Genomic DNA, 12,253 nt, shown 5'->3' with positions numbered 1-12,253 from the left:
TCCCAACGGGAGAGGGAAAAGGCAATCAGTTCGGGCACTTGTAGACCTGGCCATTCATCTGGCTGGCGGTCGGCACGAAGCTGGACAGCATACTCTGCGTTGGGCTGCTTACGCCGTAAATCACGTTCCCACCCATGGCCGCAGCCTGGTTACGCAGGGCATTCGCCGCGCCGCGCATAGAACCGCCTTCCTCGCCATGCTGACCCGACATCCAGTTGCTTTGCTCACCGGTTGCGGTGCCTAACAGCTGACATTCACTGCCAGGCTTATCTTCCACAAAGCGAACGCCCTGGCCCGCTGCCGACAGTTCATTGCTGGAGCTACAACCCGCCAGCAGCAATGCTGCTCCTACGATCCCTGCACAGACTTTTACGCGCATGTTATTCCTCGTTTTCAATAAGCTGGACAGTAGTTGTCCGTGTGTAAACCTTATACCTAAAAGATGACCAAAAGAAAAACCCCCGAGCATTTCTGCCCGGGGGTTTTTCACATTCTACGACGTAGAACGCACGATTACATCATGCCGCCCATACCGCCCATGCCGCCCATACCAGCAGCACCTAAGTCAGGTGCGTCGCCTTTAGGCATGTCGGTCACCATGCACTCGGTAGTGATCATCAGGCCAGCAACAGATGCCGCGTACTGCAGAGCAGAACGGGTCACTTTAGTTGGGTCCAGGATACCGAAGTCGATCATGTTGCCGTATTCTTCAGTCGCTGCGTTGTAACCGTAGTTACCTTCGCCCGCTTTCACGTTGTTCGCAACCACAGATGGCTCTTCACCGGCGTTGGATACGATCTGACGCAGAGGTGCTTCCATTGCACGCAGTGCAACTTTGATACCCACGTTCTGATCTTCGTTCTGCGCAGTCAGGCCAGCCAGTTTAGCGGCAACGCGCACCAGCGCAACACCACCACCAGCAACCACGCCTTCTTCTACCGCAGCACGGGTCGCGTGCAGGGCATCGTCAACGCGTGCTTTCTTCTCTTTCATTTCAACTTCGGTCGCTGCGCCCACTTTGATTACGGCAACACCGCCTGCCAGTTTCGCTACGCGCTCCTGCAGTTTTTCACGGTCGTAATCAGAGGTGGCTTCTTCGATCTGCTTACGGATCTGACCAACGCGGCCCTGAATAGCGGCTTCTTCACCTACGCCATCAATGATGGTGGTGGTGTCTTTGTTGATCACAACACGTTTAGCCTGGCCGAGGTCTTCCAGGGTCGCTTTTTCCAGCTCCATACCGATCTCTTCAGAGATAACGGTACCGCCAGTCAGAGTAGCGATATCCTGAAGCATCGCTTTACGGCGATCGCCGAAGCCAGGTGCTTTCACCGCAGCCACTTTCACGATACCACGCATGGTGTTAACCACCAGGGTCGCCAGCGCTTCGCCTTCAACGTCTTCAGCGATGATAACCAGCGGTTTGCCTGCTTTCGCAACGGCTTCCAGCACTGGCAGCATTTCGCGGATGTTGGAGATTTTCTTGTCAGCCAGCAGGATGAACGGGCTTTCCAGTTCAACAGCACCAGTCTCTGGCTTGTTGATGAAGTATGGGGACAGGTAACCGCGGTCGAACTGCATACCTTCAACCACGTCCAGTTCGTCTTCCAGACCGGTACCGTCTTCAACGGTGATGACGCCTTCTTTACCGACTTTGTCCATCGCTTCCGCGATCAGTTTACCTACGGTTTCGTCGGAGTTAGCGGAGATGGTACCTACCTGAGCAATCGCTTTAGAGTCAGAGCATGGTACAGACAGCGTTTTCAGTTCTTCAACAGCAGCAGCGACAGCTTTGTCGATACCACGTTTCAGATCCATTGGGTTCATGCCAGCAGCAACGGCTTTCAGACCTTCGGTGATGATAGCCTGCGCCAGTACGGTCGCGGTGGTGGTACCGTCGCCTGCAGCGTCGTTCGCTTTAGAGGCAACTTCTTTCACCATCTGCGCACCCATGTTTTCGAACTTGTCTTCCAGCTCGATTTCACGTGCTACAGAAACACCATCTTTGGTGATGGTTGGCGCGCCGAAGGATTTATCCAGCACTACGTTACGGCCTTTCGGGCCCAGAGTTACTTTAACTGCATCTGCCAGTACGTTTACGCCGCGGAGCATTTTTACACGAGCGTCGTTACCGAATTTTACGTCTTTAGCTGCCATGTTCTTATTTCCTCAAATTCTCGTGCGTAAATTACGCTTCAACAATTGCCAGAATGTCGCTCTCGGACATGATCAACACTTCTTCATTGTCGATCTTCTCGGATTTCACGCCGTAGCCATCGTTGAAAATTACGATGTCACCAACTTTAACGTCCAGTGGCTGCACAGTTCCGTTTTCCAGGATGCGGCCCTTACCGACAGCGATGATTTCGCCACGCGTTGATTTGGCTGCTGCAGAACCGGTCAGAACGATACCGCCAGCAGACTTGGTTTCAACTTCTTTACGTTTGACGATCACACGATCATGTAACGGACGAATACTCATTGATAGCTCTCCTTTGAGAAAGTCATTATCAGTTATGGATGACGCCGGCCCGCATGCGGTTTTCCGACTAGTGCCCTGAGAGATGGGGATAGCTTTTTCCCCCTTCAAGGGGGAGTTGAAAAAAAAATTTGCGAAAGTGTTACCATCGCCTCTCTTTTAGTACTGGCAGGGCGATGTCAATGAGTGGACTCAAGCAGGAGTTGGGGCTGGCGCAAGGCGTTGGCCTGCTCTCAACCTCCTTGTTAGGGACGGGCGTGTTTGCCGTACCCGCACTGGCGGCGATGGTTGCCGGAAATAACAGCCTGTGGGCGTGGCCGGTACTGATTGTGCTGGTTTTCCCAATAGCCATTGTGTTTGCCATCCTGGGGCGGCATTTTCCCAGCGCAGGCGGCGTGGCGCATTTTGTCGGGCTGGCCTTTGGCCCGCGGTTGCAGCGTGTTACCGGCTGGCTGTTTCTCTCCGTCATTCCGGTTGGCCTGCCTGCGGCGCTTCATATTGCGACCGGCTTTGGCCAGGCGCTGTTTGGTTGGCATAATGAGCAGTTGCTGTTAGCCGAACTAGGTACGCTGGCGATTGTCTGGTGGGTCGGTTCGCGCGGAGCCAGTTCCAGTGCCAATCTGCAAACGCTGGTCGCAATCCTTATCGTCGCACTGATTGTCGCTATCTGGTGGGCAGGAGATCTCACCGTAGCGGAAATTCCCTTCCCGGCACTCAAGGATGTTGACCATTCGCAGCTTTTCGCTGCGCTTTCCGTCATGTTCTGGTGCTTTGTTGGACTTGAAGCGTTCGCCCATCTGGCTTCCGAGTTTACGCAACCTGAACGCGATTTCCCGCGCGCGCTGATGATTGGTCTGTTGTTGGCGGGAACGGTCTATTGGGCGTGTACCGTGCTTGTGCTGCACTTTAACGCATTCGGGGCGGATAAAGCGGCTGCCGCCTCGCTACCAGGCATTGTGGTGCAATTGTTTGGGGTGAAAGCCCTTTGGGTGGCCTGCGTGATTGGTTATCTCGCCTGTTTTGCCAGCCTCAATATCTACATTCAGAGTTTTGCCCGCCTGGTGTGGTCGCAAGCGTTGTACAAGCCTGAAAGCCGTCTCGCGCGTCTGTCAAAACGCCAGCTTCCGCTGAATGCCCTGAATGCCGTACTGGGCTGCTGTGTGTTGAGCACGCTGTGTATTTACGCCCTGAATATCAATCTGGATGCGCTGATCGTCTACGCCAACGGCATTTTCATCATGATCTACCTGCTGTGCATGCTGGCGGGTTGTCGTCTGCTGAAAGGTCGCTACAAAGCGCTGGCGGTCATCGGAGGTGTGCTTTGCCTGCTGTTGCTCGCGATGGTGGGATGGAAGAGCGTGTACGCTATTGTCATGCTGGTAGGGCTGTGGCTGTTTTTACCAAAACGGCAGAATCCGTAGGCCCGGTAAGCGAAGCGCCACCGGGCAACAACATCACCGATCGTCTTTATGGTCTAAACGGTCGTGCTGTTCATCCTTACGCTGATACTCCCCTTCAAACGTATCACCCGGGCCGGTGCTGAACCCACCGCCCGGCATACGGCTAAAGCGCAGATGCGGCAGCAGCTTCATGGTCAGGTGCTTTTGCACCGGCGGCAGAAGCAATAAAAGGCCGAGGAAGTCGGTGAAGAACCCCGGCAGAATCAGCAGCAGGCCCGCAATAATCAGCGACACGCTTTTGATCATCTCCGCGGCCGGGCTTTCACCAGCAGCCATCTTCTGCTGCATTATCAGGAAATTTTTGAAACCCTGATTACGCACCAGCGACATGCCGATGACAGAGGTGAAAATCACCAGAATCAGCGTCAGCAGGACGCCCAGCACATGGGCAACCTGGATGAAAATGGAAATCTCAATGTAAACATAGAGAAAGAAAGCAATAAACGGTATCCAGCGCACTGGCATCTCCTGTGTGGCAGGTGCCGTTGGGCCCCTGTCTGAATGTGTTCGCGACGCGCGTTTGTATGAGATGGTGACGGTTAGCGAAATTTCAATCAGTTTGCACGGATATTTTTTTTGGAAATATTAAAGCGGTGACTCATTTCACAGATTAATAATTATCATGGAATCGGCTCGATAATAAGTGATCCAGCTTACGGCAATTCGCTATCATCAGCATATGATCTCGAGCATCTGGCTGATTGAGGGAATAATCGTCGGTCAGAAAATATTCAAAACCACATTAATACTGTGTGTTTAGTACAATCCATCGGCAGCTTGAAAAGAAGGTTCACATGTTAAACAACATTCGTATCGAAGAAGACTTGTTGGGTACCAGGGAAGTTCCAGCGGATGCCTACTACGGTGTCCACACTCTGAGAGCGATTGAAAACTTCTACATCAGCAACAGCAAAATCAGCGACATCCCTGAATTTGTCCGTGGCATGGTGATGGTGAAAAAAGCCGCAGCACTGGCCAACAAAGAGCTGCAAACCATTCCTAAAAGCGCGGCAAATGCGATTATCGCGGCCTGCGATGAAGTGCTGAACAACGGCAAATGCATGGACCAGTTCCCGGTTGACGTCTATCAGGGCGGCGCGGGCACTTCTGTCAACATGAATACCAACGAAGTACTGGCAAACATTGGCCTGGAGCTGATGGGTCACCAGAAAGGTGAATACCAGTACCTGAACCCGAACGACCACGTTAATAAATGCCAGTCCACCAACGACGCCTACCCTACCGGTTTCCGTATCGCGGTGTATGCCTCCGTGGTGAAACTGGTGGACGCGATTAACCAGCTGGGCGATGGCTTCCAGCGTAAAGCGGTTGAGTTCCAGGATATCCTGAAAATGGGTCGTACCCAATTACAGGACGCAGTGCCAATGACCCTCGGCCAGGAATTCCACGCGTTTAACGTGCTGCTCAACGAAGAAACGAAAAACCTGCTGCGCACCTCCGAGTTGCTGCTTGAAGTGAACCTGGGCGCAACTGCCATCGGTACACGTCTGAACACTCCAGATGGCTATCAGCAACTGGCGGTACAGAAACTGGCTGAAGTCTCTAACCTGCCGGTTGTCCCTGCAGAAGACCTGATTGAAGCGACCTCCGACTGCGGCGCTTACGTGATGGTACACAGCGCCCTGAAACGTCTGGCGGTGAAACTGTCCAAAATCTGTAACGACCTGCGCCTGCTCTCCTCTGGTCCGCGTGCGGGTCTGAACGAAATCAACCTGCCAGAACTACAGGCGGGCTCGTCCATCATGCCAGCCAAAGTGAACCCGGTTGTGCCTGAAGTGGTGAACCAGGTCTGCTTCAAAGTCATCGGTAACGACACGACCGTGACTATGGCCTCTGAAGCGGGTCAGTTGCAGCTGAACGTGATGGAACCAGTGATTGGCCAGGCGATGTTTGAATCCATCCACATCCTGACCAACGCCAGCTACAACCTGCTGGAAAAATGCATTAACGGCATCACAGCGAATAAAGAAGTCTGTGAAGGTTATGTCTATAACTCCATCGGGATCGTCACCTACCTCAACCCGTTCATCGGCCACCACAACGGTGACATCGTCGGTAAGATTTGCGCCGAAACCGGTAAGAGCGTACGTGAAGTGGTTCTGGAACGCGGACTGTTGACCGAAGCCGAGCTGGACGATATTTTCTCGGCCCAAAACCTGATGCACCCGGCATATAAAGCGAAACGATATACCGATGAAAGCGAACAGTAACCGTTCAGGCTAGGCTTCTTAAGGCATGTCACTTGTGACGTGCCTTTTTTCTTTATAAGCGTTACCAAAATACAACAATTCAATATCAACTTGTTAATAAGCAAGGCAGGTCCTTATGTTTGGAGCAGAACTCGTCATCGTCTTGTTGGCGATTTATTTGGGAGCAAGACTCGGGGGTATCGGCATCGGTTTTGCCGGCGGTCTCGGGGTGCTCGTTCTTACCCTTATCTTTCAGATCAAACCCGGTGCAATACCTTTTGACGTTATCGAAATCATCATGGCAGTTATTGCCGCTATCGCAGCGATGCAGGTGGCAGGCGGTATGGACTACCTGGTGAGTCTGGCGGAGCGTATGCTGCGCCGCCATCCAAAATACATCACCTTCCTTGCCCCACTGGTGACCTGGTTTATGACCATTCTCGCGGGAACCGGACACACCGCATTCTCCACGTTGCCGGTGATTACCGAAGTGGCGAAAGAGCAAGGTATTCGTCCTTCTCGTCCGCTCTCCATTGCGGTAGTTGCGTCGCAGATTGCAATCACCGCGTCACCAATTTCCGCTGCCGTAGTCTTCTTCGCCGGTATTCTTGAACCGATGGGCGTGAGTTACCTGACGCTGCTGGCGATCTGTATTCCGGTGACGCTGATTGCGGTGATGATTACTGCCGTACTGTGTAACTTCCTTGGCGCCGAACTGAAAGACGATCCGGTGTATCAGGAACGTCTGGCTAAGGGTGAAGTGAAACTGCGTGGTAGCCAGGTCTTCGAACTGAAACCGCATGCAAAACGCTCGGTATTGCTGTTCCTGATCGGTATCGTCGCAGTCATGTTCTACGCGACCGCCATCAGTGACACGGTGGGCTTGATCCAGAACCCGGTGCTGCCGCGTAACGAAGCGATTGTGGTGTTCATGTTGACCATCGCTACGCTGATTAGCATCACCTGCAAAATTGACACCAGCGAAGTGCTGAACGCCAGCACCTTTAAATCCGGTATGAGCGCCTGTGTCTGCGTACTGGGCGTTGCATGGCTCGGTGATACCTTCGTGAAAGCACACATCAGCGATATTCAGACCGTTGCGGGTGACCTGCTGCACAACTACCCATGGCTGTTGGCGGTAGTCCTGTTCTTCGCCGCTACCCTGCTTTACTCTCAGGCGGCGACCACCAAAGCACTGATGCCTGCGGCACTGATGCTGGGCGTAACGCCACTGACGGCAATCGCTTCGTTTGCGGCGGTTTCTGCTCTGTTTGTTCTTCCAACCTATCCAACTCTGCTGGCCGCAGTGGAGATGGACGACACCGGCTCAACCCGTATCGGTAAATACGTGTTTAACCATGCGTTCCTGATCCCGGGTGTGGTCGCCATTACGTTGTGCGTGATCCTCGGATTTATCATCGGCGGCATCGTGCTGTAAACCATGCGTTGTTGTAAAAATAGTTAAAATCGGGCCGCTCTGCGGCCCGATTCATTAATGACCAATCGCCTCGCGTGATATAGTGAAGACTTTCGTGATGAGGAGGTCGACTTGTGAACACGCCTGATGCTGTTGTCGTATTGTGCACCGCCCCCGATGAAGCCTCTGCCCAGGATCTCGCCGCCAAAGTACTGGCCGAAAAGCTGGCTGCCTGCGTGACGCTCCTCCCCGGAGCCACCTCCCTTTACTGCTGGGAAGGTAAACTGGAGCAGGAGTACGAAGTCCAGATGCTGTTAAAAACGAATCAGGCGAACCAGCAGGCACTCCTGGACTGCCTCAAATCTCATCATCCTTACCAAACCCCAGAGCTGCTGGTGTTGCCAGTAGTCCACGGCGATAACGACTATCTCTCATGGCTCAACGCTTCCTTACGCTGATCCTGCTGCTGTGCAGCACGTCAGTATTTGCCGGGTTGTTTGACGCACCCGGCCGTTCGAATTTTATCCCTGCCGACCAGGCGTTCATTTTCGATTTTCAGCAAAATCAGCACGACCTGAATCTCAACTGGCAGGTCAAAGAGGGGTATTACCTCTACCGCAAGCAGGTAAGCATCACGCCAGCTCAGGCAAACGTGGGCGCTTTACAGATGCCCCCAGGCGAGTGGCATGAGGATGAGTTTTACGGCAAAAGTGAAATCTATCGCCAGCGCCTGAGCGTGCCTGTTACGGTGAATCAGGCCGATAAAGGCGCCACGCTGACGGTGACCTATCAGGGGTGTGCGGATGCCGGGTTCTGTTATCCCCCTGAAACGAAGGTGGTTCCACTCAGTGAAGTGAAAGCGTCAACCACGGTTACCCCTCTTCCTTCGGGCGAGAAGCGTGAAGCTCCCGCTGACCTTCCGTTCTCCGCACTGTGGGCCTTACTGATTGGCATTGGCATTGCTTTTACCCCCTGCGTGCTGCCGATGTATCCGCTCATCTCTGGCATCGTGCTGGGCGGTAAGCAACGCCTTTCCACCGCCCGCGCGCTGCTGCTGGCCTTTATTTACGTGCAGGGTATGGCGCTTACCTATACGGCGCTCGGCCTTGTGGTTGCCGCTGCTGGGTTACAGTTCCAGGCGGCACTTCAACATCCTTATGTGCTTATTGGCTTGTCGGCGATCTTTATCCTGCTGGCACTGTCGATGTTCGGCCTGTTTACCCTGCAGTTACCGTCGGCTTTGCAAACCCGCTTAACGATGATGAGTAACCGTCAGCAGGGGGGCTCTGCAGGCGGCGTGTTTGCGATGGGGGCGATTGCCGGTCTGATTTGTTCCCCGTGTACTACGGCCCCACTGAGCGCCATCCTGCTCTACATCGCCCAGAGCGGCAATATGTGGCTCGGCGGGGGTACGTTGTACCTTTATGCTTTAGGGATGGGTCTACCGCTCATTCTGGTAACAGTATTTGGTAATCGTCTGCTGCCTAAGAGTGGTCCGTGGATGGAAACGGTGAAAACCGCGTTTGGCTTTGTCATCCTCGCGCTGCCGGTATTCCTCCTTGAGCGTATCATTGGCGACGTCTGGGGCTTGCGCCTATGGGCGATGCTCGGCGTAGCATTCTTTGCCTGGGCATTTCTCGTCAGCCTGGGGGCGAAACAGCCATGGATGCGCCTGGTGCAAATCCTGCTGCTGGCTGCCGCGCTGGTGAGCATACGCCCTCTGCAGGACTGGGCGTTCGGCACACCGGTGGGTCAGACACAAGCGCATCTGAACTTCACCCAAATTAAAAACGTGGATGAACTCAACAGCGCCCTGGCAGAGGCAAAAGGTAAACCGGTGATGCTCGATCTCTATGCTGACTGGTGTGTCGCCTGTAAAGAGTTCGAAAAATACACCTTTAGCGATCCACAGGTGCAAAGCGCCCTGAAAGAGACTGTTCTCCTCCAGGTGAACGTTACAGCCAACAGTGCACAGGACAAGGCCCTGCTGAAACAACTTAATGTTCTCGGTCTGCCAACCATTTTGTTCTTCAATGAACAGGGGAAAGAGCAGCCGGAACAGCGCGTAACCGGGTTTATGGATGCGGCGGCTTTCAGCACACATTTGCGCGATCGCCAACCGTAAACAACACTTTAGACGGGACAAACCGTTGGGAATAGCGGAGGAGAAAACCGTGCAACGTGAAGACGTACTGGGACAAGCCCTGCAATTACTTGAGATTCAAGGGATCGCCAGCACCACGCTTGAGATGGTAGCCGACCGTATCGATTACCCTCTGGATGAGCTTAAGCGCTTCTGGCCGGATAAAGAGGCACTGCTTTATGATGCTCTGCGCTATCTCAGCCAGCAGGTTGATGTCTGGCGCAGGCAACTGATGCTGAACGAAGAACTGACAGCGGAACAAAAGCTGCTGGCGCGCTATACCGCCCTGACCGAATGTGTCAGTAACAACCGTTATCCGGGCTGCCTGTTTATTGCAGCCTGTACGTTCTATCCTGACCCTGGCCATCCTATCCATCAGTTGGCGGATCAGCAAAAACGGGCGGCGCATGACTTCACCCACGAACTGCTGACCACACTGGAAGTGGATGACCCGGCAATGGTGGCTAAGCAGATGGAGCTGGTACTGGAGGGTTGCCTGAGCCGCATGCTGGTAAACCGTAGCCAGGCTGATGTCGATACGGCACATCGCCTGGCTGAAGACATTCTGCGCTTTGCTCAATGTCGTATGGGCGGAGCATTGACGTAAACGAATCGGCTAAATTGGGCTGATTCGGCGCGTAAACCGTCAGATTGCCGCAAACTTAAGCAGTTGAACAGCTTTTCCTGAAATAAGGTTGACGATAAGGCCTGATTGCGGTTTAATGCGCTCCGTTGCCCGGATAGCTCAGTCGGTAGAGCAGGGGATTGAAAATCCCCGTGTCCTTGGTTCGATTCCGAGTCCGGGCACCACTCATTTATAACCCTCGCTTCGGCGGGGGTTTTTGCTTTCTGAGTCAACAACTTGTTGGTTTATCGGTAGTTACCTCTTTTTAATTTCCTCCGGCCCCGCTTCCCGGTGGTACAGAAAGGTGGTACAAAATGGGCATTATGATAAAGCCTACCAAAGACCGAAACGGCACCTACTACATCCGCAAAGCGGTTCCTCTGGAGCTGCGTTCAGCCATCGGCAAAGGCGAACTAAAACGTTCCCTTGAGACGAAAGACCTCGGACAAGCCAAGCTCAAAGCCCCTGTCGCTCTGGCAAAAATTAACGCTATCATCCAGAACGCCAAAGCAGAGCGCTCCGTAACGCAGGACGATACAGAGGTGATCGCTTCGGTATGGATGACCAGAATCCTCCAGCAGCCAGAAACCATCAAAGCACGTTATGTACGGCAAGACGATTATGGTTATGGCCTGACCGCAGATAACGTGCAATTAAGCGAATGTCTGCGTAAGGGAGAGCAGGCAGACGAGGCAGATTTGCAGCTTGTCACCCAACTTATGCAGCCTGAACTCGAAGAGGCTCTTCGGTGGACGCCAGCAGTACTGACGCCCGCATGGAGACAAAAGCTCGCATGGCGTCTGGCGGAGTACAGGCTCAGTACGGCAGAAATGTATATTATTGATGAACTACCTGTCTACACCGCCATCAACGCCACGCAACAAAAGAAAAGCATGACTTTCGCCAGTCTTTTCGAGCATTACAAAGCACATATCCGGCTAACCGACAAGGACAGAGCTGAGTCACGTATACGGGATTACACACCATCGGCTAACCGATTCATCAAATTCATCGGTGATAAACCCATCCGGGACATCTCGAAGAGTGACCTCGCGGCGTTCCGTACGCTCCTGGAGCTGACCCCGGCTAACCGCAGTAAGGCCGTCAACTTGCTGTCGCTGGAGAATCAGGCCAAAGCTCAGGGCAAGAAACTCAGCGCCAACACCGTGCGAAACAACTTCATGCACCTCTCGGCCATGTTCACTGTTGCACTCCAAGACGACCTCGTGGATGAACATCCCTTCGATAGTTTCAAAATGCGTAAAAAAGTGCAGACGATCAATGAGGATATCCCGTTCACCGACGACGAAATCAGGGTGATGTTCCGGCTACCACTGTTCCACGGGGAGCAATCTCTCTATGGCGAAATGGCCTACTGGATGCCGATAATCCTTTACTACACCGGGGCTCGCGTTGAGGAAATCGGACAGCTACGCAGGGCCGATATCGTGGATGCTTTCGGTGTTCCCTGCTTCAAAATCCAGATGGGGAAAGAGCAATCAGTCAAAACGGCTGGCTCCGTGCGTTACGTCCCGATACACAGCCATATACTGGAGCTGGGTTTTATGGATTTCGTCAATACCAGAGAAGGCCAGCTCTTTGCTGAGAAATCTGTCGTTAACGATAAATACGCCTACAACTATGGCCGCTGGTGGGGCCGGTTGATCCGTAAGCACGGCATCCGTAAGGAAGTTAAACCCTCCCACAGCTTCCGTCACTATTTCATTACGCAATGCCGTGCTCTGGACGTCCGCGAAGACACGCAGAACAACATTCTCGGACATGTTCCCGGCTCCGTTCCACGGCGTTATGGCAGCTATCTGATTGAAACAAGCCGGGTGCTCATTGAGAGGATCCCCAGACTGGAGCTAAAGCGGCTGGAAAACTGACTTTCAGCGGTATAAGGCACAGTAACTTAC

11 protein-coding genes and 1 tRNA gene are annotated in these 12,253 nt (G+C 53.4%); 8 read left to right on the top strand and 4 right to left on the bottom strand.

All coding sequences use genetic code 11. The features are described 5' to 3' along the window. Nucleotides 1–25: 25 nt before the first annotated feature. The 3 genes from ACLHV9_RS02140 to ACLHV9_RS02130 all read right to left on the bottom strand — a co-directional run bounded on the left by ACLHV9_RS02140 (nt 26) and on the right by ACLHV9_RS02130 (nt 2,482). Nucleotides 26–379 carry a DUF4156 domain-containing protein gene (locus ACLHV9_RS02140; protein ID WP_023310115.1) on the bottom strand — a complete coding sequence of 118 codons (354 nt, stop codon included), beginning with the start codon at nt 377–379 and terminating at the stop codon, nt 26–28. A 134-nt stretch (nt 380–513) separates the two neighbouring features. Then, nucleotides 514–2,157, bottom strand: coding sequence for a chaperonin GroEL (gene groL, locus ACLHV9_RS02135; RefSeq protein WP_028016418.1), 1,644 nt, complete (start codon nt 2,155–2,157; stop codon nt 514–516). A gap of 31 nt (nt 2,158–2,188) precedes the next feature. Further along, nucleotides 2,189–2,482, bottom strand: coding sequence for a co-chaperone GroES (locus ACLHV9_RS02130; protein WP_003855929.1), 294 nt, complete (start codon nt 2,480–2,482; stop codon nt 2,189–2,191). 179 nt (nt 2,483–2,661) lie between these two features. On the opposite strand from ACLHV9_RS02130, the gene yjeH reads away from it, so the two are divergent. Next, a complete protein-coding gene (gene yjeH / locus ACLHV9_RS02125; protein ID WP_407220114.1) occupies nt 2,662–3,900 on the top strand; it encodes an L-methionine/branched-chain amino acid transporter in 1,239 nt (412 codons plus the stop codon). Nucleotides 3,901–3,933: 33 nt separating this feature from the next. Here yjeH and ACLHV9_RS02120 read toward each other — a convergent pair whose 3' ends face one another. Further along, entirely contained in the window at nt 3,934–4,398 is a 465-nt protein-coding gene (locus ACLHV9_RS02120) for an FxsA family protein (protein WP_025758222.1), read from the bottom strand. A 335-nt stretch (nt 4,399–4,733) separates the two neighbouring features. On the opposite strand from ACLHV9_RS02120, the gene aspA reads away from it, so the two are divergent. The 7 genes from aspA (at nt 4,734) to ACLHV9_RS02085 (ending at nt 12,223) form a co-directional block, all read left to right on the top strand. Further along, complete coding sequence (gene aspA / locus ACLHV9_RS02115) at nt 4,734–6,170, top strand: aspartate ammonia-lyase (RefSeq protein ID WP_407220113.1); 1,437 nt, start codon at nt 4,734–4,736, stop codon at nt 6,168–6,170. Between the two features lie 115 nt (nt 6,171–6,285). Then, entirely contained in the window at nt 6,286–7,587 is a 1,302-nt protein-coding gene (locus tag ACLHV9_RS02110; RefSeq protein WP_028016415.1) for an anaerobic C4-dicarboxylate transporter, read from the top strand. A gap of 113 nt (nt 7,588–7,700) precedes the next feature. After that, nucleotides 7,701–8,024 carry a divalent cation tolerance protein CutA gene (gene cutA / locus ACLHV9_RS02105; RefSeq protein ID WP_028016414.1) on the top strand — a complete coding sequence of 108 codons (324 nt, stop codon included), beginning with the start codon at nt 7,701–7,703 and terminating at the stop codon, nt 8,022–8,024. Further along, entirely contained in the window at nt 8,000–9,691 is a 1,692-nt protein-coding gene (locus tag ACLHV9_RS02100; protein WP_407220112.1) for a protein-disulfide reductase DsbD, read from the top strand. Before cutA ends, ACLHV9_RS02100 begins: the two co-directional genes overlap by 25 nt. A 49-nt stretch (nt 9,692–9,740) precedes the next feature. Continuing rightward, complete coding sequence (locus tag ACLHV9_RS02095; RefSeq protein WP_028016412.1) at nt 9,741–10,316, top strand: transcriptional regulator; 576 nt, start codon at nt 9,741–9,743, stop codon at nt 10,314–10,316. 127 nt (nt 10,317–10,443) lie between these two features. Further along, a tRNA-Phe gene (locus tag ACLHV9_RS02090) sits at nt 10,444–10,519 on the top strand. 129 nt (nt 10,520–10,648) lie between these two features. Beyond that, nucleotides 10,649–12,223, top strand: coding sequence for a site-specific integrase (locus ACLHV9_RS02085; RefSeq protein WP_063448579.1), 1,575 nt, complete (start codon nt 10,649–10,651; stop codon nt 12,221–12,223). Nucleotides 12,224–12,253 lie beyond the last annotated feature (30 nt).

The sequence above is a fragment of the Enterobacter sp. CPE_E890 genome (assembly GCF_046521475.1).
Taxonomy (GTDB): Bacteria; Pseudomonadota; Gammaproteobacteria; order Enterobacterales; family Enterobacteriaceae; genus Enterobacter; species Enterobacter adelaidei.
This window is presented reverse-complemented; position numbering and strand designations above follow the sequence as displayed.

What these genes read in the sequence shown, in the direction of transcription:
- ACLHV9_RS02140 (WP_023310115.1), bottom strand. Translation starts at nt 379, where the DNA reads ATGCGCGTAAAAGTCTGTGCAGGGATCGTAGGAGCAGCATTGCTGCTG.
- groL (WP_028016418.1), bottom strand. Translation starts at nt 2,157, where the DNA reads ATGGCAGCTAAAGACGTAAAATTCGGTAACGACGCTCGTGTAAAAATG.
- ACLHV9_RS02130 (WP_003855929.1), bottom strand. Translation starts at nt 2,482, where the DNA reads ATGAGTATTCGTCCGTTACATGATCGTGTGATCGTCAAACGTAAAGAA.
- yjeH (WP_407220114.1), top strand. Translation starts at nt 2,662, where the DNA reads ATGAGTGGACTCAAGCAGGAGTTGGGGCTGGCGCAAGGCGTTGGCCTG.
- aspA (WP_407220113.1), top strand. Translation starts at nt 4,734, where the DNA reads ATGTTAAACAACATTCGTATCGAAGAAGACTTGTTGGGTACCAGGGAA.
- ACLHV9_RS02110 (WP_028016415.1), top strand. Translation starts at nt 6,286, where the DNA reads ATGTTTGGAGCAGAACTCGTCATCGTCTTGTTGGCGATTTATTTGGGA.
- ACLHV9_RS02100 (WP_407220112.1), top strand. Translation starts at nt 8,000, where the DNA reads ATGGCTCAACGCTTCCTTACGCTGATCCTGCTGCTGTGCAGCACGTCA.
- ACLHV9_RS02085 (WP_063448579.1), top strand. Translation starts at nt 10,649, where the DNA reads ATGGGCATTATGATAAAGCCTACCAAAGACCGAAACGGCACCTACTAC.